The 18489-nt window shown below is 74.8% G+C and carries 17 protein-coding genes; 4 read left to right on the forward strand and 13 right to left on the reverse strand.

Annotated features, from left to right (window positions below; translation table 11 throughout):
• Positions 1-165 precede the first annotated feature (165 nt).
• From NQZ70_RS07790 to recN, 3 genes are all read left to right on the forward strand, one after another.
• Entirely contained in the window at positions 166-978 is an 813-nt protein-coding gene (locus NQZ70_RS07790) for a hypothetical protein (protein ID WP_129573653.1), read from the forward strand.
• Between the two features lie 191 nt (positions 979-1169).
• Positions 1170-3779, forward strand: a complete 2610-nt coding sequence (locus NQZ70_RS07795) for a hypothetical protein (protein WP_129573654.1) — start codon at positions 1170-1172, stop codon at positions 3777-3779.
• Between the two features lie 34 nt (positions 3780-3813).
• A complete protein-coding gene (recN, locus tag NQZ70_RS07800) occupies positions 3814-5511 on the forward strand; it encodes a DNA repair protein RecN (RefSeq protein ID WP_129573655.1) in 1698 nt (565 codons plus the stop codon).
• A 159-nt stretch (positions 5512-5670) separates the two neighbouring features.
• On the opposite strand, the gene NQZ70_RS07805 is transcribed toward recN, so the two are convergent.
• The 3 genes from NQZ70_RS07805 to NQZ70_RS07815 all read right to left on the reverse strand — a co-directional run bounded on the left by NQZ70_RS07805 (position 5671) and on the right by NQZ70_RS07815 (position 8765).
• A complete protein-coding gene (locus tag NQZ70_RS07805) occupies positions 5671-7161 on the reverse strand; it encodes an FAD-dependent thymidylate synthase (protein ID WP_237245132.1) in 1491 nt (496 codons plus the stop codon).
• Positions 7162-7356: 195 nt separating this feature from the next.
• Positions 7357-8175 carry a type I methionyl aminopeptidase gene (gene map / locus NQZ70_RS07810; protein ID WP_129573657.1) on the reverse strand — a complete coding sequence of 273 codons (819 nt, stop codon included), beginning with the start codon at positions 8173-8175 and terminating at the stop codon, positions 7357-7359.
• A complete protein-coding gene (locus NQZ70_RS07815; protein WP_129573658.1) occupies positions 8172-8765 on the reverse strand; it encodes a cobalamin ABC transporter substrate-binding protein in 594 nt (197 codons plus the stop codon). The genes map and NQZ70_RS07815 overlap by 4 nt, the downstream gene beginning before the upstream one ends.
• Before the next feature lie 364 nt (positions 8766-9129).
• Here NQZ70_RS07815 and NQZ70_RS07820 point away from each other — a divergent pair, with 364 nt between their 5' ends.
• On the forward strand, positions 9130-9981 hold the full coding sequence (locus NQZ70_RS07820) for a hypothetical protein (RefSeq protein WP_129573659.1): 852 nt from the start codon (positions 9130-9132) through the stop codon (positions 9979-9981).
• Between the two features lie 237 nt (positions 9982-10218).
• On the opposite strand, the gene NQZ70_RS07825 is transcribed toward NQZ70_RS07820, so the two are convergent.
• From NQZ70_RS07825 to NQZ70_RS07870, 10 genes are all read right to left on the reverse strand, one after another.
• The gene (locus tag NQZ70_RS07825) at positions 10219-10485 is read right to left on the reverse strand and encodes a NifU family protein (RefSeq protein WP_129573660.1); all 267 of its coding nucleotides are present in this window, start codon (positions 10483-10485) and stop codon (positions 10219-10221) included.
• Between the two features lie 156 nt (positions 10486-10641).
• On the reverse strand, positions 10642-11478 hold the full coding sequence (locus NQZ70_RS07830; protein ID WP_237245133.1) for a hypothetical protein: 837 nt from the start codon (positions 11476-11478) through the stop codon (positions 10642-10644).
• A 98-nt stretch (positions 11479-11576) separates the two neighbouring features.
• Positions 11577-12920, reverse strand: a complete 1344-nt coding sequence (locus tag NQZ70_RS07835) for a hypothetical protein (protein WP_129573662.1) — start codon at positions 12918-12920, stop codon at positions 11577-11579.
• Positions 12917-13696, reverse strand: coding sequence for a hypothetical protein (locus NQZ70_RS07840; RefSeq protein WP_237245134.1), 780 nt, complete (start codon positions 13694-13696; stop codon positions 12917-12919). The genes NQZ70_RS07835 and NQZ70_RS07840 overlap by 4 nt, the downstream gene beginning before the upstream one ends.
• Positions 13697-13785: 89 nt before the next feature.
• A complete protein-coding gene (locus NQZ70_RS07845) occupies positions 13786-14268 on the reverse strand; it encodes a serine/threonine protein kinase (RefSeq protein WP_129573663.1) in 483 nt (160 codons plus the stop codon).
• 14 nt (positions 14269-14282) lie between these two features.
• Positions 14283-15257, reverse strand: a complete 975-nt coding sequence (locus NQZ70_RS07850) for a DUF4349 domain-containing protein (protein ID WP_237245135.1) — start codon at positions 15255-15257, stop codon at positions 14283-14285.
• 162 nt (positions 15258-15419) lie between these two features.
• Positions 15420-15995 carry a CDP-alcohol phosphatidyltransferase family protein gene (locus NQZ70_RS07855; protein WP_129573664.1) on the reverse strand — a complete coding sequence of 192 codons (576 nt, stop codon included), beginning with the start codon at positions 15993-15995 and terminating at the stop codon, positions 15420-15422.
• Between the two features lie 136 nt (positions 15996-16131).
• Positions 16132-16566 (reverse strand): universal stress protein, encoded by a 435-nt coding sequence (locus NQZ70_RS07860; RefSeq protein ID WP_129573665.1) that lies wholly within the window; start codon positions 16564-16566, stop codon positions 16132-16134.
• A gap of 361 nt (positions 16567-16927) precedes the next feature.
• On the reverse strand, positions 16928-17359 hold the full coding sequence (locus tag NQZ70_RS07865; protein WP_129573666.1) for a DUF4398 domain-containing protein: 432 nt from the start codon (positions 17357-17359) through the stop codon (positions 16928-16930).
• 8 nt (positions 17360-17367) lie between these two features.
• Entirely contained in the window at positions 17368-17724 is a 357-nt protein-coding gene (locus NQZ70_RS07870) for a DUF4398 domain-containing protein (RefSeq protein ID WP_129573667.1), read from the reverse strand.
• Positions 17725-18489: the final 765 nt, after the last annotated feature.

Below are 18489 nucleotides of genomic sequence, written 5' to 3' on the forward strand. Positions count from 1 at the left end.
GGGCGCATCATGCCTAAGCCGGCGGCGCTTGCAACACCGGCCATGGGCGGGAACGTGCGGCGCTGGTCGGGAAAAACCCGGCTCCAGCCCCAAACACGCGAGCTCTCCGGGTTCTTCCTGGCCTCCGCTGTGGCTGATGGAACGATCCGGGTCTAAGGTCGCCGCGTGAAGCTGCGAAGCCTGACCCTGGACGAGCTGACCATCGACGACGAGCGCTCTTTCCGGCACGTCGCGCTCTACGACGATCTGAAGCAGGTGCTCCGGCGCGATGGGTACCGCTTCCGGGTGCCCGAGGGCGAGGCGAGCTGGGATCGGGTCGTCTTCCTGAACCTGACGTTCTGGAGCCAGAGCGAGCAGGGCGACCTGATCGCCAGCGATCACCTCGCCGCGGACGTGGTCGCGCACGTCGCGTGGCACCACCTCGCCCACCGCGCCCTCACGGCCGCGAGCGCCGGCGCTCCGCCCAGCGCGGAAGCGCTCCTGCTCGCCGAGGCCATCGCGAGCGCCTTCGATCTGTACCTCGTCGGGCGCCTCCTCGGGCACGCGCCGAACGCCGAGTTCCTGGCCACGCAGGTGCCGGCGATGGCCGAGGCGGCCGAGGCGGCCGGGCTCTCCGACGACGGCTTCGAGGCGCTCCTGGAGAGCGTGTCCGCGGATCCGGAGCGCGCCTTCGAGGACCTCCGCGCGCTGCTCTTCGACGTGACCACCGCGCTCCTGCCCTGCGATCGCCTGAGCCGCGCGGCCGAGATCCTCTCCGGCTTCGACGCGCACCGCTTCGCCCCGCTCCTCCATCACTACGAGCTGTCGAACTGGATCCTGTCGACGCGCGCTCCCGGGTTGCCGCCCGCCCCCGATCCGGTCGCCCGCGCCGTCGACGCGGCGCTGCGGAGCGCGCCGGTCTCGCTGGCGTGGCTGGAGCAGCGCTGGGTGCGCCCCCCCGCGCCGCTCCCCGCGCGCGCCGGAACACCCTCCGGCTGAGGGCCGAGCCCCGCGAAGGCCCGGGGGGAGGGGGACTCCCGCGGCGCGGAGCGGGCGAGCCCGAGGGCGGCCGCCCCGGTCAATTGCCAAGAAGATTGCGCGCCCAGACGAGCTGCGCGATTCTCTTCGCCAAGGTGCAACTCGCCTGCTCTGTCTGCAGGGCCTACGTGGAGATCGGGGTAGGACGCGAGATGCGTCCGTCGCTGCCGTTTGTCTGCAAATCCTGCCGGACGAAGAGCAAGCAGTCGGCGTCCGACCGGGGCGAGCCGCGGTCGTCCCCCTCGGTCGTTCCGAGCTCGGCGAGCGGGCGCGACCGACGCGAGCCGCCGAGCGATCCGGAGCGGGGGAAGCCGTCCTCCGGGCGCGCGCTCGAGCGGGAGCCTGCGCTGTCCAGCGACCTGCTGGACGCCGAGACGACGCTCCCGGGCGCGGGCATCCAGCGCAGGGCGGCGCCTGCGCGCGACCCGGAGCGGCGCGCGGCGTCGGCGCCCCCCGCCCGGCGGCGAGGTCTCACGCTCGCGGAGCGGATCGCGCAGCAGGAGCTGGAGGACGCGCCGGCGTCCAGCCCGAGGCCGCACGCGCTGGACGCGCTCGACGCGGCGGCGGAGGCCTCGCTCGAGCACGCGGTGGTGACGCCGGACGGCGGGCTGGGGCGGCGCGACGTCCAGATGCGGCCTCGCACGTTCGCCGGCGTCTCCTGGGACGACGCGCGCCGCAGCGTCGCGGCGCCGCCAGCGGCCAGCCGGAGCCCGTCCGCGCTCCCCCCTGCCGACTCCGATCCCGTCTCGATCCACGACCTCGCGCAGATGCTCTCTCCCGGGGTCGAGCCGCCCTCGCTCTCCTTCGGGGTGGACAACGCCGAGGACGAGCGCGCGAGCCAGCCCGCGCCAGCGCCCGAGGCGCCGCCGAGGCCGCGCACCGTCGCGCGGACGCCGGTCCCGGTCCGCCCGCCGGCGCGGCGCGAGCACCGCATCACGGCGGCGCCGGCGGCGACGCGACCGCGGTCCGCCGCGGTCCCGCGCGCGGGCGCCTCCCCACGGCCCGTGGCGCCGCCGTCCGAGATGCCGCCGGCGCCGCTGTCCGAGCTGCCCCCGGCGCCGCTGTCGATCGACGAGGGCCGGCCCTCGTCGCACCGCTCGTCGCCCGAGCTCCGCCTCCAGGACGTGCAGGCCATGGCGGCGCTCGCCCCGCAGCCCCTGCCGTCCGCGCGCCGCGCCCGGTCGGGCCCCGGCCCCGCGGCGCCCGCCGACGACTCTCCGGCGGATCTGGCCCTGCTGGGGTCGCTGGCCCCGACGCCGACCGGGGGCCCGCCGCCGCTTCCGAGCGCGACGCCGACCGGGGGCCCGCCGCCGTTCCCGAGCCCCCGTCCGACCGGGGGCCCGCCGCCGTTCCCGAGCCCGCCGCCGGCCGCCGGCCCGGCGCATGCCGCCGAGGCGTCGCGGCGAGAGCGCGGTAGGCCGAAGGCGGCCGGAGCCCAGGGCGCCGCGGAGGGGCTGCGCGAGCAGGAGGGCGACGAGCGTCCCTCGCGCGAGCAGCCGGCGCGCGCGAGCAGCGCCCCCAGGGCGACCGCCCGCTCGGCGGGCGACCGGATCAGCCAGACCGACCTTCGCGGGCGCGCCGGTCGCAAGGAGGACTCGGGCCTGATCGACCTCCGCAGCATGGCGCCGCCGTCCGGCGCCGAGGACGAGGCGCGCCGCAACGAGGACCGGGCCGACGAGGAGATCCTGAGCATCAGCAGCGGGCTGTTCGAGGGAGCCACCCCTGCGCGCAGCTCGTCCCCGCCGTTCCCGGCGCAGCCCGTCGAGCCCGACCTCGTCGCCGTCGGCGGGCACACGTCCGCCGAGGACTCCGGGGAGGGGGCGCCGCCGCGCACCTCGAGCACCGCCGGCCCTCTCCTGCGCGCCCTCTCGACGCCGGCGGCGCGCCAGTACATGGCGATCGCCGGCTGGGTGACGGTGGTCTTCATCGTGTTCGGCGCGGCGCTGTACCTGGCGCAGGCCCGCGGCCGCTCGTCCAGCGCCGCGGCGGATCACGCCGCGCCGGCGAGCAGCAGCGGCGCGCTCGCCGCGGCTCCGCCGGAGGCGGCGGCTCCGCCCGAGGTGGCGCCGCCGCCCGCCGCGCCTGCCTCCGCCGACCAGGCCACCGACCGGGAGCCGTCCCTCGATGACGAGCCGGTCGCGGATTCGCCGTCCGCCGCCCCCGGCGTCGCCGCCGAGGCGCCGGTCGCATCCGCCGCGCCCGGCCCGACGGGCGAGCCGGCCGCGCCGCCGCTCGAGCCGGCGCAGGCGGGCATTGCGCCCGGGCCGGCGCCTTTGCCGAGCGCCGCGCCCGCGGTGAGCGCCGCGTCGGCGGCGGCCGCGGTTCCGGCGACGGCCGCTGCTCCGGCGGCGGGCGCCGGCCCGCAGTCCGGCGAGGGGGCCCAGGCCGCCGAGAGGCCGGCCCGGGCCGCGGCGCCGAGCGCGCCCGAGCGCGCGAAGCCGGCGGCCAAGCAGCCGCCGGCGACCTCGTCGCTCCTGCCGGCGAGGGACGAGCCGGCCCGCTTCGATCAGAGCGCGGCGACGAGCGCGCTCGCGTCCGCGGCCGCCGCCGCCGCCGGGTGCACCGGCGAGGGGCTCACGGGCACGGCCCGCGTGGCCGTCACCTTCGCGCCCTCGGGCAAGACCATGTCGGCCCGCGTGGAAGGGGGCGACCTCGTCGGGACCGCCACCGCCGCGTGCATCGCCGCCGCGTTCCGCAGCGCCACGGTGCCGCCCTTCGAGGGCATCCCGGTCACCGTCATGAAGCAGGTGAAGATCCGCTGACGACGGGCCGAAAGCTTCCTATCCTCCCGCCGCTGTGCTGGTCGCCCTTCGGGTCAAGAACTTCATTCTGATGGATGCCCTCGAGCTCCGGCTCGAGCCTGGGTTCAACGTGCTCACCGGCGAGACGGGCGCGGGCAAGTCCATCGTCGTGGGCGCGCTCTCGCTGGTCCTCGGCGGCCGCGCGAGCGCGGAGCAGGTCCGCCCCGGCGCCGACGAGGCCGAGATCGAGGCGCTCTTCGACGTGCGCAGCTCGGATCGCGCGATGGCGATGCTCGACGCCGCCGGCATCGCGAGCGACGGCGAGCTCGTGATCCGCCGCGTCGTCCAGGCGACCGGCCGCTCGCGCGCCTACCTGAACGGCCGCCTCTGCACCGCGGGCGAGCTCCAGGCGTTCGCCCCGGAGCTCGCCGACGTCGCCTCGCAGCACGAGAGCGTCGCGCTCACCGATCCGTCGACGCACCTCGGCTACCTCGATCGCTTCGGCCGCCTCGTCCCGGCGCGCAGCGAGCTCGCGGCGGACGTCGGCGAGCTCGAGGCGCTCACCGCCCAGCTCAGGGCCGCCCGAGAGCTGGAGCGTGGCCGCGGCGAGCGCGAGGCGTTCCTCTCCTTCCAGCTCCAGGCCATCGACGCGCTCTCGCCGCGCCCCGGCGAGCTCGCCGATCTCGCGGCCGAGCGCAACCGGCTCCGCCACGCGGGCCGCCTGCACGACATCACGCGGCGCGCGGCGTCCCGCCTCGATCAAGGGGACGACGCCATGTGCGACGAGCTCGCGCGCCTCGCCTCGGAGCTCCGGGCCGCCGCGGAGATCGATCCCGCGCTCGACGACGTCGCCCGCGCCGTCGACGGCTGCTGGACGGAGCTCAGCGAGGCGGCCCGCCAGATCGCCCGCTACGCCGAGCGCGCGGAGGCCGATCCGGATCGCCTCTCGGAGATCGAGGACCGCATGTACCGCCTCGAGGGCCTGCTTCGGCAGCACGGCCCCACGCTCGACGATGTGCTCGCCGCGCGGGCGCGCCTCGCGGCGGAGCTGGAGCACCTCTCGGGGGTCGAGAGCCACGTCGCGGAGCTCGAGCGGCGGCGCGACGCGCTGCTCGCCGTCGCCGCCGAGCGCGCCCGCAAGCTCTCGGCGAAGCGGCGGAAGGCCGGCGAGAAGCTCGGCGCCGCGATCTCGGCGGAGCTCGCCGAGCTCGGCATGGGCGGCGCGCGGGTGGTCGTCGACATCGAGCCGCACGGCGGCGACCGCGCCGAGCTCGTGGTCGACGGCGCCCGCCTCGGTCAGGACGGCATCGACCGCGTCGAGTTCCTCATCTCGCCCAACAAGGGCATCGAGCCTCGCCCGCTGCGCCGCATCGCCTCGGGCGGCGAGCTGTCGCGCGCGCTGCTCGCGCTCAAGCGCGTGCTCGCGGAGTGCGGGCCGGCGGGGCTCTACGTCTTCGACGAGGTCGACAGCGGCGTCGGCGGCGCCGTCGCCGACAAGATCGGGCGCGCGATCGGCGACGTGGCGCGCCACCACCAGGTGCTCTGCATCACGCACCTCGCGCCCATCGCGGCGTTCGCCGGCGCGCACTTCGTGGTCGCCAAGGAGAACGCGGGCGGCATCGCGAAGAGCTCGGTGACGCGCGTCGACAAGAAGGATCGGATCGCCGAGGTGGCGCGGATGCTGTCGGGCGCGAAGGTCACCGGCGCGTCGCTCAGGGCCGCGACGGAGCTCATCGAGGCGGCGCGCCTCTGAGCGGCGGTCACCCGCTTCGGATACGGGCCCATCTCGACGTTTTCGGTGCTCAGCGCACTGGAGTGCGCTTGCGCGCCGAAAACGCCGATCTGGGCCCGTCTCCTGTGCGGGTGACCGCCGCTCTGCGACGGCGTACCCAAGGCGGGTCCGTGGCGCGGATCAGCTCCGCGCGAGCGCGTAGTCGTTCAGATCGACGCGGATCATGTCCTTGAGCCACGGGTGCACCGTGATCGCGGTGCGGTACAGCCCCTGGGCGATGCGCCGGTAGCTCGTGTGCCCCTGCTTCGCCGACCGGAGCTCGATCACGTGGAAGAGCTCGCGCAGGTTCAGCGTCCACAGGGTCCGCACGCGGAAGCCGAGCGGCACCGCGTACTGCGCCTCCAGGGGATAGCGCTCCTCCATCGCGTGCCAGGCGTCGCGCGCGGCGAGCATCGCGTCCTGATAGGCCTCGGCGTGGCCGAGGTCCGACAGGGCCTGCGGCGTCTCGAAGCCGAGCCGGCAGGTGAGCCGCTGCGTCGCGGGCGTCAGCATCCGGTGGCGCTGCAGGTCGCGGTACGCGCCGTAGTCGAGCATCAGCTCGAAGGTCATCGTCGACGCCTCGAACGCGCGCGGCGGCGCGTCGTACGGGCCGCGCTTCGCGCACGCCGCCTGCGCGATGGCGATGAGCTCCGGCAGCGTCGCCCGGCGGAGCGCGTCGCCGAGGTTGTAGGCGTGCACGCCCGGGTCGCTGCCCTCGTACGCGAGCGCCAGCGCGATGCGCTCCAGCGCGTCCTTGTCGTAGCGCACGAGCCGGACGGGCTGGTTGATCACCATCGTCGCGCTCACGCCCTCCTCCGGCGGCGTGTAGACGCGCTTCATCGCCTCGGCGACGGTGGCTTGCAGCCCCTTCCGGAGCTCGTTCGGCGCGGCGTACTTCACCAGCGTCGGGGTCACGGCGAGCGCCGCCGCGTGCATGTCGCGGGCGACCCTGCGCACCTCCTCGAGCGGGTGCGACAGCATCTTCGTGAGCAGGATCTCGAGCGCCCGCGCGTTCGCGGTGAGGCCGATGTTCGTCCGCGTCCCCGCCGGCAGGAGCCCGCGCAAGACATCGCACGCCTGCGCGCGCAGCGCGCCCCGGTAGGCCGCGTCCGACATCTTCTCGGGCTTCGGCTCGCGCGCGCTCAGCCGCTCGGTCACCTTCGGTACCAGGTCGAGGTAGGTCGCGAAGAGCCGCTCGCTCGTGGCCCGGTACCTCGCGCCGTGCTCCGGGTCGAGCTCCGGCAGGTCGACGAACGAGTGCTGATCGAAGACGACGTAGCGCGTGCTCTTCTCCGTGTAGGAGCCGAGCCGCAGGTCCTCGATCACCTTGGAGGCGACGATGCTCACGTTCTCGATCGCGAGGTGCACCACGGCGTGCTCTGCGACCGACGCGTGGCCGTAGCCGACGACCCACTTCTCGTGGAAGCTCCGCGCCTTGTCCGACGCGAACGCGAGCCCCCGGTGCGGCCGGTCGTCGGCGCCGGGGGCCACGTCGAGCTCCTCGTCGCCGAGCAGGCGCGCCAGGTTGGTGCGCAGATCGTCGCGGCTGCGCGAGTAGTACGCGAACAGGACGGCGATGACTTCTTCCGGCAGACCCGACAGCGAGAAGACGTCAGCCGTCAGGCTCGACACATACGGCGCGATTCTGGCACGCGACGCTTCGTCCAAGGCCATGCCCTGCTTCTACCCTTAATCCTCGGCCGATCGGTCGAGAAAACTCGGTTTCCAGTCGTCGGCGCCGGTCCACCTCGGCCCTCTGGCCGGGGCCGGCCGGCCCGCGGCGCGCGATGCGGCGCGCCGTACCTTCGCGCGGCGCCGGCGCGCGCCTCAGAGCGCCCGCGCCGCGGAGACGGCGAACGGATCCGGGAAGATCTCGCTGTTCGCGAGCGGCTTGCTCCGCCGGGTCAGCACCTCGCAGCCGGTCCTCGTGACCACGATGGTGTGCTCGAACTGCGCCGACAGCGAGCGATCGGCCGTCAGCGCGGTCCACTTGTCCTCCTGGATCTCCACCTCGTACGTCCCGAGGTTGATCATCGGCTCGATCGTGAAGCACATGCCGGCGCGGAGCCGGGTGCCGCTGCCGTACTTGCCCACGTGCGAGACCTGCGGCGCCTCGTGGAAGCGCCGCCCGATGCCGTGGCCGACGAAGGCCCTCACCACCGAGCAGCCCTCGGCCTCGGCGAACTCCTGGATGGCGGCCCCGATGTCGCCGAGGCGCGCCCCGTCCCGGACCTGCGCGATGCCGAGCTGCAGGCAGCGCCGCGACACCTCGGTCACGTGCTTCGCCTCCGGCGACGGCTTGCCGATGTAGAAGGTCGCGGAGGTGTCGCCGTAGAAGCCGTTGTAGATGGTGGTGACGTCCACGTTGATGATGTCGCCCGGCTCGAGGACGCGGTCGCACGGGATGCCGTGGCAGACCACCTCGTTGATCGACGTGCAGACGCTCTTCGGGAACCCGTGGTAGTTGAGCGGCGCGGGGTAGCCGCCGCGGCGGATGGTGTCCTCGTGGACGAAGGTGTTGATGTCCTCGGTGGTGATGCCGGCGCGGATCATCTCGCCCACTCCGAGGAGCGTCTCGGCCGCCATCTGGCAGGCCACCCGCAGGGCGTCGACTTCCTTGACCGTCTTGATGCTCACGTTGCTCACGGCGCAGACAGCTCCCCGAGGACGACGGCCTCCTTGACGGCCGCGGCGACCTCCGCTGTATCAGGTGAAAGGTGCCAGTGGATCTCCGGCTCGCCGTCCACGCCGGCGAAGCGCCGGATGAAGGCGATGAAGATGAGCCCTCGGAGCCGCGCGTCGATCGCCTTGGCGATGCCGAACGCGCGGCTCTGCGGGCGGATGTGGAGCTCGAACGTCCGATCCGGCACCCGGGGTGTAGCCAGGGGAGGGTAGCCGACCTGGATCCCGAGGTGATAGGTGCTCTGTTCTCCGATCGAGTCGACGGTCACCGTGCTCACGCGGACCCGCGCGACCACGTCGGCCGTCTGCGCCCTCTCGCGGAGGAACGGGTCGGACCTGGGCGAGGGGCCGTCCAGGGAGAAGCCCACGGCGGCGGGCTCGATGTTGTCGTCGAAGACCTCGCGCGCGTGCCCCTCCCACGCGGGCGCCCCGCCCAGCGTGTCGGCGGACGTCGCCGGGCGCTCCTGGTCGGCGACGCAGCCGCCGGCGGGGCCAACGGTCGCCAGCGCGGCGAGCGCGAGGCGAAGCGGAGCAGCACCGGTGGCGGAAATCATCCTTGGGACCGGAGCTCGTAGCACGTCGGCTCGCCCCTGTCAGGACCCCGCACACATCGGCCACAAGCGCTGTTGAGGCCGTTTTTCCCTCGTCGTTTTCTTCCCCGCGCCGCGCGCCGCGCTGTGCTTCGTGCGCCCAGCGTTGAATCGTCTCGTCATCCTGTGTTCGTCCTTCACCGGTTTCACGGCTTCCATCGACGGGGCCGAGCCGCCGTCCAACGTCAGCGGGCGGCCCCGGTCGGCGGGGATCCTATTCTCCTGTCCTACCGCTGGTGCTAGCGTTCCCGGGCTTGCCGGGCTGGTTCCTAACTTTTGCGATTGCAGAGCGCGCAGGGACAGGGCCTGCGCCGGCTGGAGGAAGAACATGAAAGCGAAGAGGCTCTTGGGAGCAGCGTTGGCCGTTGGGCTGGGCCTTGCGGCGATCACGAGCACGACCGTGGTGGCTGCCCAGCCGAAGGGGAAGAGCGGGGCGTCGGCCGCGGCCCCTGCCCGGCCTGCCGAGCCGCCGGCGACGAAGAAGACGATCGCGCTGACCCCTGCTGGCATCTCGTGGGGGATGAGCACCAAGCAGGTCGCGGCGGTGATCGACAAGATGCTCGATGAGGCGTACGTGCCGCGGTACAAGGCGACGTCGCCCGGCGTGAAGATGAGGGCGCTCGACGCCGAGCTCGCCGAGGAGAAGAGCGCGTTCCGCCGCAGCCGCATCGATTTCGGCAAGCTGCCGACGGGCATCGACGCGACGCCGCTCAAGGGCGAGTACACCTACCTCAACAAGGAATCGATGATGACGCTGTCCCGCGCTGACGGCGGGAAGCGTTACTTCTTCTTCATCCAGGACAAGCTCTGGAAGATCATCGATGAGCACGCGCTGGGCGAGGGCAACGCGCGCGGCAAGGACTACCAGTCGGCGGTCATCAAGCTCGCGACGGCGTTCGGGGTGCCTGGCCGCGTGACGCCGCCCGAGCCGGAGAAGGGCCGCTACGTCACCGAGGTCGACTGGAAGGACGCGGCCACGCATTTCCGCGCGATCGAGCGCAGCGACAGCGAGATCGCCTTCGCCTACGAGGACCTGGTGACGCTGAGCAGCCTCGATTCGCTCCGTCCCAACAAGCCGGTCGACGCGAACGCCATCGACCCTGCCGTCGCCTCCGCCGTCCGCAAGGACGAGCCCCCCCCGGCCCCCCCTCCCACCGACAAGTCCGGCAAGAAGAAGTAGCCCTTCCCCGTTCCTCCCCCCTGGAGCCCTCCGCGGGCTCCTCCTTCCGCCCCCAACACCCAGAGCCCCGCCCGCGGGCTCCTCCCCTCCGCCCCCTCTCATCTCCAGAGCCACGCCTGCGGCGGTCGCCCGCACAGGAGACGGGCCCAGATCGGCGTTTTCGGCGCGCAGGCGTACTTCTGTACGCCGAGCACCGAAAACGTCGAGATGGGCCCGTCTCCGAAGCGGGCGCCCGCCTCAGCCGATGAGGGAGGCGCCGTCGGGGACGCGCATGCCGTTGGTCACGACGACCCGCGCGGACGGCGCGACCGCGAGCACCGCCGGCTCGATCACCGCGCGCGCGGTGAGCATGGCCCCGGGGCAGCCCGAGCATGCGCCGGCCAGGTGGAGCGTCAGGTGGTCGGGCTCGACCGCCACGATGTAGAGCTCACCGCCGTCGGCTTGGACGAGCGGCGCGATGACCTCGCGGCAGACCTTGAGAAGCTGATCGATGGAAGCCGGCATGGGGGGTGAGCTCGCAGCGCGAGCCAGCTGCGAGCCTAGCACGGCAGCGCTCGATCGGGAGAACGCCCCGGCCCCGCCAGGCCCCGCCACCCCGGAGCGGCGCCCGAGGGCCCGCGCCCGGCGCTCCCCCGCGCCCGGCGCTCCCCGCGCCCGCCCTCACAGCGTCGAGACGAGCGCGGCGACGCCCGCGTCGGCGGCGAGCTCCGGCGTGCGCTGCGCTGCGGCGCCGAAGGTGCGCCCGGCGATCTCGACCGTCCCGCTCCACGGGCCCGAGGCGGTCTTCGCCGGCAGGTCGAGCTTCTCGAGCGCGTCGGTGTTGACATCGGGCGTCACCGGCCCTCCGTAGGCCTTCGCGCCCTTCCACGCGAAGACGTAGAGCAGCGGCGTCGACTTCAGGCCGTCGCGCTTGGCGATCTCGGCGATGTCGCGCTTGGCCGCCTCCTGCAGCCGGTACGCGTAGGCGCGGAACGACCAGCCCGTGACGAAGAGGCCCTTGAGCTCGCCGTCGCTCGCCTTGACCGGATGCACCGCGACCCACTGGAGATCGGGGCCGTTCCGGACGCCGCGCATCTCCTGCATCTCCCCGAACGCCTCGACGAGCCCGCTGCCCGGCGCCAGCACCTTCCGGAGCTCGGGGAACGAGGCCAGGACGGACCGGTTGGCGAGCATGTCCGGATCGGCCTCGCTCCGCAGCACCGTGCCGCTCGGATCGGCGAACGAGAAGAAGGTGCTCTTCGCGAACTCGAGCTCCTTCACCGAGGCGCGCGCGCCCGCGATCGCCCGCTGGAGCCCGAGCAGGTTCGCGCCCGGGTCGGTGTCGATCAGCGCCGCGAGCTTCTGGGAGCCCGCGGGGAGGCCCGCCCGCACCTGGCCGACGTCCTCCGCCACGACCGGAGCGAGCTTGGCGCAGAGCTCCGCGGCCTGCTTCTGCGACGTCTTGCCGTCCTCCTGACACGCGCTCGCGAGGGCGGCGACCAGCGCACACGTGAGCACGACGGGCTTGTTTTCGCTTCGGGCGAGGGTTGAAGAGCGCATCATCGAGAACGACTCTCCACGGGGAGCGGAGTTCCGTCGGCCGGGACCATCGCTCCTCAAAGGGTTTCCGGGGTTACAAAGACGATCTCGACCCGGGCGTTGCGGCCGCGCTCGCTGCCGCCCGGGTCGACGACCGGGGCCGCGGAGCCCGCGAGGAACGGCGCGATGCGCGGGGCCTGAGGGGCCGCGGCGGCGCTCGCGCCCTGCGCCGGATCGAGGGCGCGGACGACGGCATCGGCCCGCGCGGCCCAGGCGGGCTCTTCCCTGGCGCTGATCTCCCGGTCCGTGTGCACGACCACGGCCACGGGGAACGCGGGGTGCGCGGCGGCGACCCGCGAGAGGTCGCGGAGGCGCGCCTCGCCGGTCTTCGTGAGGGCGTTGCCGGCGAACAGGCCCCGGAGCGTGACAACGATGCCGCGGTCGTCGCGGGCGGGGGACCAGGTGCCTGCGGCCGAGAGCTCTGCGAGCAGCGCGTCGCCGGCGCCGGGCGCGCGGGTCACCGGCGTGGCGGCGCGGCGGGCGGCGGTCAGCGCGGCGAGGCAGCCTGCCCGCGCGCGGGAGGCCTGGTCGATGGGCGCCGGGATGGCGCGGCCGGCGACGCCCGCCTCCGCGAGATCCGCGTCGAGCTTCCTGATCGCGGCGGTCGCCTCGTCGAGCTGCGCCGCAAGGCTGGCGCTTCCGGGCTGCGCGGCGCCGGGCTGCGCACCGGCGGGTTGCGCGCTGCCGGGCTGCGCGGCGCTGGGCTGCGCACCGCCGGGTTGCGCGTTTCCGGGCTGCGCGGCGCCGGCCTGCGCGCCGTCGGACGGCGCGGCGCTGGGCTGCGCACCGTCGGGCTGCGGATTGTCCGGCGGCGTCGGCGCGGTCAGGAGGCGCGCCGCGCCGCACAGCAGGCGGGCCTGGAGCGCGAGCGAGCGCGCTGCGGCGAGGCGCGCCTTCTCGCGATCCGCGTCGGCCCTGCCCGAGGGGACCACGGGCTGCGCGTCGCGGGCGACCTTGATCCGCATGTCGAGCGCGTCGACCTCGGCCGCGACGCGCGCCTGCTCCGCCTCGAGGCCCGCGAGGGACGCCTCGCCGGCCGAGCGCTGCGCCTTCGCCTCGGCCTCGGCCGCCTCGGCCCGGGCCACCCGCGAGACCGCGTGCGCGTGCGCGTGCGCGGCGACCGCCTGCTCGCCGAGGATCTGCGCCCCGGCGCGATCCTTCTCGGCGAGCGCGGCGAGCGCATCGCCGCGGAGCTTCTCCGCCCGGGCGAACGCGCCCGGCGCGTACCGCTTCGACTCGGCGGCGGCCGCCCCGGCGCGGACGTGATCGAGCTCGTCGAGCACCGCGGGCCGTGGGATCGGCGCGCATGCGGCGAGGACCACCCCCGCGATGGCGATGGTTGCGAGGCGGCGCGCGCTCACGGCGTGCCCTCCTTGCCGGCCGGCGCCGCCGCCTTGCCGGCGTCCCGGCTGCCCTTGGCCCCGGCGCCCTGCGCGGCGGCCGGCGCCCGTTCCGCCCGCGGCGTCGTCCCCCTGGCGGCCGCCTTTTTGCCGGCCTCGATCCGCTGCGCTTCCACGTTCGTCGCCGCCCTGGTCGCCTCGCGCGCCTCGGCCTCGATCCGCTCGAGCTCCGCCGCGGCGCGGCCCCGGCGCGCCTGCGTCTCTTCGAGCAGCGCGCGCGCCCGCTCGAGCTTCGTCTCGACCTCGCGCGCCTGCTTCGCCGCCTCTGCCGCCGCTGCCTCCACCGCGGCGGCGCGCAGCACCGCCCTCGCCGTCTCGGCCCACTCGAGGGCCACCGCGTCGAGCCGCCGCGCGTTCGTCGCGTCGCCCGCCGCGCGCGCGCCGTGCGCGCGCTGGAGCGCCTGCTTCGCCTGCGCCACCGGCTCGGCCACGACCTTCGCGGCGATCCTCGCCGGCCCTCCGGCGGCCTTGCCGCCGCCTTCGGCCTTGCCACCGCCTTCGACCTCGTCGCCGGCGGTGGGCGGGGGCGCCGTCGCGGCGCGCCCCTCGATCTCGCGGAGGATCTGCGCCGCCTTGGCGCCGTCGCCGGGCGGCGGCGCGGGCACCGTGGCGAGCGGCCTCTCTCCTTCGCCGTGCGCCAGCGCCTCGACGCTGCCGAGCGAGGCCGCGAGGGCGAGGAGCAGCGCTTGGGTCGACCGGCGCCGCCGCGCGTCGCAGAGCATGGGGCGGGAACGCACGTCCGCCAGGTAGCAAACAGGGCTTCCGCGAGCAAGCGCGGCGGCCGCCGGCCGAGAACACCGCGCGGCGGACGCGGGCAGCGCGCGGATCAATCGGGCAGGAAATTGCGGATGGACCAGTCGATCTGCTGCTGGTGGCGCTCGACCAGCTCCTTCTTGCCGCCTGCCTCGTGGAGGAAGACGTGATCGTCGTCGACGAAGACGGTGAGGTAATAAAGGTGCGCCTCCTTGCCCTCGTCGTGCCCGAAGCGCAGCTGGACGCCCGGCAGGCCGCTCCGGCTCTTCACGTCGGCCTTGCCGAGCAGCGCGTAGCCGCCGCCCTCGCGCAGCCGCTTCTCGACCACGCGGGACCAGAACGCGAGGTCGCCCTCCGGATCGTTCTCGAAGGCGCGGATCCCGAGCACCAGCCCCTCGGCGGTGGTCGCGCGGTACTCGTCGTCGCCGTAGCGATCCCCGAGGTCGACGAAGCCCGGCGGGGTCGCGGGCACGAAGGGCCGGCCGCAGCCGAGCGGCGCCGCGGCGCCGGCGAGCGCGGCGATGAGGACGAAGGCGTGGCGGAGGGAGTGGATCATCGGAAGCGCCCGGGTCACAGGTTGAGGAGCCGCGAGAGGCCGAGCTCGTTGAGCCAGTCGATCGGGAGCCGCGGGCCCGACGGTGTGATGGTCTCCGTCGAGCGCGGCTGGAACGAGACGGTGAGGGTCGAGAACGCGACCCGGTCGCGCAGGAACTTGAGGCGCCCCTCGAGGCGCTCGAGCTCGCTCGTGACGCGCGCGAGCTCGCGCTCCAGCTGGATCGACTCCTCGACCTTCGCGGCCCTCTCGAGGAGCTTCTCCAGGCGATCGCGCACGGCCCGCGCGTTCCGGATGCGGACCCCGAGGTCGAGGAACTCCTCGGTGACGTCCTCCGCGACCACGTTGCGCTGGAGGACGTCGCCGAGGCCCTCCAGGCGCCTCAGCGCCTCGTCGAACCGGGCGGCGGGGACGCGGATGGTGATCGCCCGGTCGTCGCGGCGGGCGAGAAAGCCGCCGAGGTCCCGCGCGAGCTCCTCGACCTTGCCGAGCGACGCGCCTACCTCGAACACCGCCATCGCGACCTGCGCCGTGTAGACGAGGAGGGGCGCGGGCGCCGCGCTCGCCTCGGCGGCCCCCTGCTGCGCGCCCTGCGGCCCGGCGGCGGCCGGCGCCGCCCCGGGCTGCGGCGCAGGGCTCGTCGGCGCCGGCCTGCTGGTCGCCGCGGGCTGCGCAGGGCCGGGCGCCCCCCGCCCGGGCGCCGGCGGCGCCGCCTTGGCGAGCGCGACCGAGCTCGACGACGCGTCGACGTCGATCTCCGGCTCTCCGCTGGTCCTTACGGCGCTGGACCTCTGCATCGCCGCGGTCGGATCCATCCCCACGGTCGGATACGGCGGCGGCGGGGCCGGAGCCTGCGTCGCCGCGTACATCGGGGCGCTCTCGGGGTACATCGACGCGCTCGCGGCGTCGCCCGCCTTGGAGCGGCTGGATGCGCAGGCGACGGGGCCTGCGAGCACGGCAAGGAGAGCCCAGGCGGGCAGCGTTCTTCGCATGGTTCCTCGGAGCGTGGAGCCGGTGACAGGCGCAGAACGCGCTGCCCCGGCCGACCTTACACCACGGCAAGGCGCCCGCGCCGCGCGACGCGCTCCCTCGCCGGGCGCCGGGCAGCTCGGCAAGACCTCCGGCTGCCGGGGGGGCGAGGAGGGGCGAGCGAGCTAGCCGCCCGCCTCCGGCGGGCTCTTCGCCGCTCCGGGAGCGCGCCGGAGCTGGCGCGCCCAGTACGAGACGCCCGCCGCGGCGCCCGCGCCCGCCGCCGCCGCGAGCATCGCCGGCAGCGCCCCGGGGAGCGCGATCGCGGCGAAGACCGCCCCGAACTGCACCGCCGTGGCGAGCTTGCCCGGGATGTTGGCGCTCGCGGTCGAGAGGCGCGCGCCTCGGAAGCGGCGGCTCACCGCGATCCAGAGCGCGAGCGGCAGCTCGAGGAGCTCGCGGGTGAGCAGCGCCGGGATGCCCCAGAGCGGGAGCGAGCCGCTCTGGAGCAGCGTGGCGACCACGGCCAGCGCGAACACTTTGTCCGCGATCGGGTCGACGATCGCCCCCGTGCGGGTCACCTGACCGGAGCGGCGGGCCAGCCAGCCGTCGAGCACGTCGGTGAGCCCCGCGCAGCAGAGGACGGCGAGGGCGAGCGCGGGGCGCGTGGCCACGATCGGGAACAGCGCCGCGAGCGGCAGCCGGGCCAGGCTCATGAGGTTCGGCGGGAGCGCGAGATCGCGCGCAGACAGGGGCGACATGCGAGGAGCTCCATGCGGCGCAGGTGCGCCGCAGAAGGGGGTGGTCCTTGCTCACGTCGAGCGCGATCGAGCCCGCCGCGCCCTGGCCGGCGGCAGCGCCGGCCGCCCTAGAGGAGACGCACGCGCGCGTGCGCGATCAGCTGGCCACGCGCACGGTGAGCACGGGGACGCTGCTCTTGCGGATCACCTGCTCGGCGACGCTGCCGAGGAACAGGTGCGAGATCCCCCGGCGGCCGTGGGTCCCCATGACGATCATCGCCGCCCGCAGCTCCTCGGCGACGGTCAGGATCTCGGTCGCGGGATCGCCCTCGCGCAGCGCCGTCTCGAGCCCGCCGGTCCGGGCCGAGAGCTGCTGGACCGCGCGCGACGCGGCGGCGCTCACCTCGGCGTGGAACCCGGGCATCAGCGCCGGCTCCAGCCCGGGGTACGTGTAGACCGGGAGCTGGTAGACGTGCAGCAGCACGATCTTGTGCCCCAGCCTCGCCCCGAGGTCCTTCGCGAGCTCGATGGCCTTCATCGACGCCGCCTCGAAGTCGACGGGGACCAGTATCACGTTCGCGCCTTCCTTCATCGCGCTCTCCTCGCACGCGGGACCGAGCGTCCCTTCGACCTTCGACCGCTGCCCGCCCCCGGGACGCTTTCGCCGCCGGCGGAGGCGTGCCGCGCGAATCTTGGATCCAAAAGCCGGTCAGTCCCAGGAGAAACTGCTCCGCCGAGGCGGAGCTGACGCCCGGGGCGGTAGCCCGCGCGCGACGGCGCTCGCCCCGATCCCGGCGGCGGATCCGGGCGGCGCGCGGGCACGGCGCGGCGGGCGCAGCGCTGCGGGACGGCGCAAGCGGGCGCGGCGCGGCCGCCGCGCGGGATCGCGGCCGCGATCACCGGGCGGGTTGCTGGGGCCGTGCGCGCGCGATCGACGTCAGGGCCCGAGGACGTCAGGGATCGAGGATGTCAGGCTCGAGGTCGACGTCGTCCGGAAGAGCGGGGGGCCGGTCGCGCGCCGCGGGCCCACGCGCGCCGCGCGCGCCTCGGGCGCGGAGCCCTTCGAGGGTCTGCCGCGCGCGCGCGAGCGCGCTCTGGTTCGCGCGCACGAGCGACGTGAGCAGCGAGCACTGCGCCCGCCGCCGCGCGACGTAGGCGGCGTCGCGCGCCGCGGCGGAGCGCGGGCGCTCGCGCGCCTCGCGCTCGGCGATCGCGAGCGCCTGCTCTGCCCGCTTGAGCTCGGCGATCGCGAGCGGCGAGAGCGGGTTGTCCTGCGCCTGCACGACCGCGGCTCGCGCCGTGACGAGCTCGGGGGGCGGCCCGGCCGCGCCCCGCGCGCAGCCGGCGAGCGAGAGGGCCATCGCGAGCGGAGCTCCGGCGCGCATGCGGCCTCCTACCGCGCCCCCTCGGCGAGCGTGCTCGCCTGGTCCAGCGTGCGGCCCGCGGCGTCGCGCAGCCCCGCCTCCCTCACGATGAGCGTCGAGAGCTCCGCGTCGACCTCGGCCCGCCGCATCAGCCAGCGGGCGGCCTCCAGATTGCCCACCGACAGTCGCCGCCTCGCCTGCGCGAGCTCGCTCCGCGCCAGCGCGAGGTGCATGGCCGCGCGCCGGTCCGCGCCCGCGCCCTCCTGCGCTGCCCCGCAGATCGCCGCCTCGGCGCGGGCGAGCTCGGGCGGCGGCGCCGGCGGGCGGAGGGCGGCGCACCCGGCGAGCTCCAGAGAGACCATCACGAGCGCGATTCTGGCGAGCATTTGCGTGAATTCCCGATCTTGCGGCGCGCGAGTGCAACCGTTGCTCCCGGCGCGCGTCCGGGACACGGCAGTGCATCGAACAGGCCAGTACGCGCCCTGCGCGCGAGCTGCTCGTTGCGGTGGGGGCGTTCCGCTGCGTGGCTCTGGCGCCACCATGCTGCTGGCGCTCGTGGGCGCGCGTCTCGCCACTTGCGCAAGGGATTGCGTACTTGCGCATCGGACGGCGATGCCCTTCGGCCCCGCGCTCGAACGCGCGCACCTCCCGCGGCGAGCGGCGCTCCGGAATCGACAGCTCTCGCCGTAAACTTCCACGAGGGCAATCCGAGCGGAGCGCTGACGGCCGCGGCGCGCTGCTCGTCGCGCGGTGCCAGGGACACGAGCTGGATGGTCAGGGACAGGACGCGCGCCGCCAGGGACAAGTGCCCGAACCGATCGCGACCGGCAGCGCCCTCGCCAGGGACACGGAGCCAGTCGCCAGGGACAAGCGGTGGGGCGCCAGGGACATGGAGCCAGTCGCCAGGGACAGGAGGTGAGGCGCCAGGGACACCCCGGCGCGTTGTCGCGTGTCCCCGGCGCGGCGCCCTCCGGGCACGGCGCTTGGATCTCCGTCGCCCTGTCGTGCAGCTCCCGCGTCCCGCGCGCTCCGAACCCCATCCTGGGCTGCTTGTGGGGCGAGAAAGATCGAGAGTTACGCGATCTGGTCCTTGTGAAGGGGGAGCCCGGCCAGGGCTCTCCGGAATGGATGCCCGGGATGGCGGGGCCGGA

The organism is Sorangium sp. So ce836, assembly GCF_028553905.1.
Classification (GTDB): Bacteria; Myxococcota_A; Polyangia; order Polyangiales; family Polyangiaceae; genus Sorangium; species Sorangium cellulosum_D.

What these genes read in the sequence shown, in the direction of transcription:
- NQZ70_RS07795 (WP_129573654.1), top strand. Translation starts at nt 1,170, where the DNA reads ATGCGTCCGTCGCTGCCGTTTGTCTGCAAATCCTGCCGGACGAAGAGC.
- NQZ70_RS07815 (WP_129573658.1), bottom strand. Translation starts at nt 8,765, where the DNA reads ATGATTTCCGCCACCGGTGCTGCTCCGCTTCGCCTCGCGCTCGCCGCG.
- NQZ70_RS07820 (WP_129573659.1), top strand. Translation starts at nt 9,130, where the DNA reads ATGAAAGCGAAGAGGCTCTTGGGAGCAGCGTTGGCCGTTGGGCTGGGC.
- NQZ70_RS07825 (WP_129573660.1), bottom strand. Translation starts at nt 10,485, where the DNA reads ATGCCGGCTTCCATCGATCAGCTTCTCAAGGTCTGCCGCGAGGTCATC.
- NQZ70_RS07845 (WP_129573663.1), bottom strand. Translation starts at nt 14,268, where the DNA reads ATGATCCACTCCCTCCGCCACGCCTTCGTCCTCATCGCCGCGCTCGCC.
- NQZ70_RS07850 (WP_237245135.1), bottom strand. Translation starts at nt 15,257, where the DNA reads ATGCGAAGAACGCTGCCCGCCTGGGCTCTCCTTGCCGTGCTCGCAGGC.
- NQZ70_RS07855 (WP_129573664.1), bottom strand. Translation starts at nt 15,995, where the DNA reads ATGTCGCCCCTGTCTGCGCGCGATCTCGCGCTCCCGCCGAACCTCATG.
- NQZ70_RS07860 (WP_129573665.1), bottom strand. Translation starts at nt 16,566, where the DNA reads ATGAAGGAAGGCGCGAACGTGATACTGGTCCCCGTCGACTTCGAGGCG.
- NQZ70_RS07865 (WP_129573666.1), bottom strand. Translation starts at nt 17,359, where the DNA reads ATGCGCGCCGGAGCTCCGCTCGCGATGGCCCTCTCGCTCGCCGGCTGC.
- NQZ70_RS07870 (WP_129573667.1), bottom strand. Translation starts at nt 17,724, where the DNA reads ATGCTCGCCAGAATCGCGCTCGTGATGGTCTCTCTGGAGCTCGCCGGG.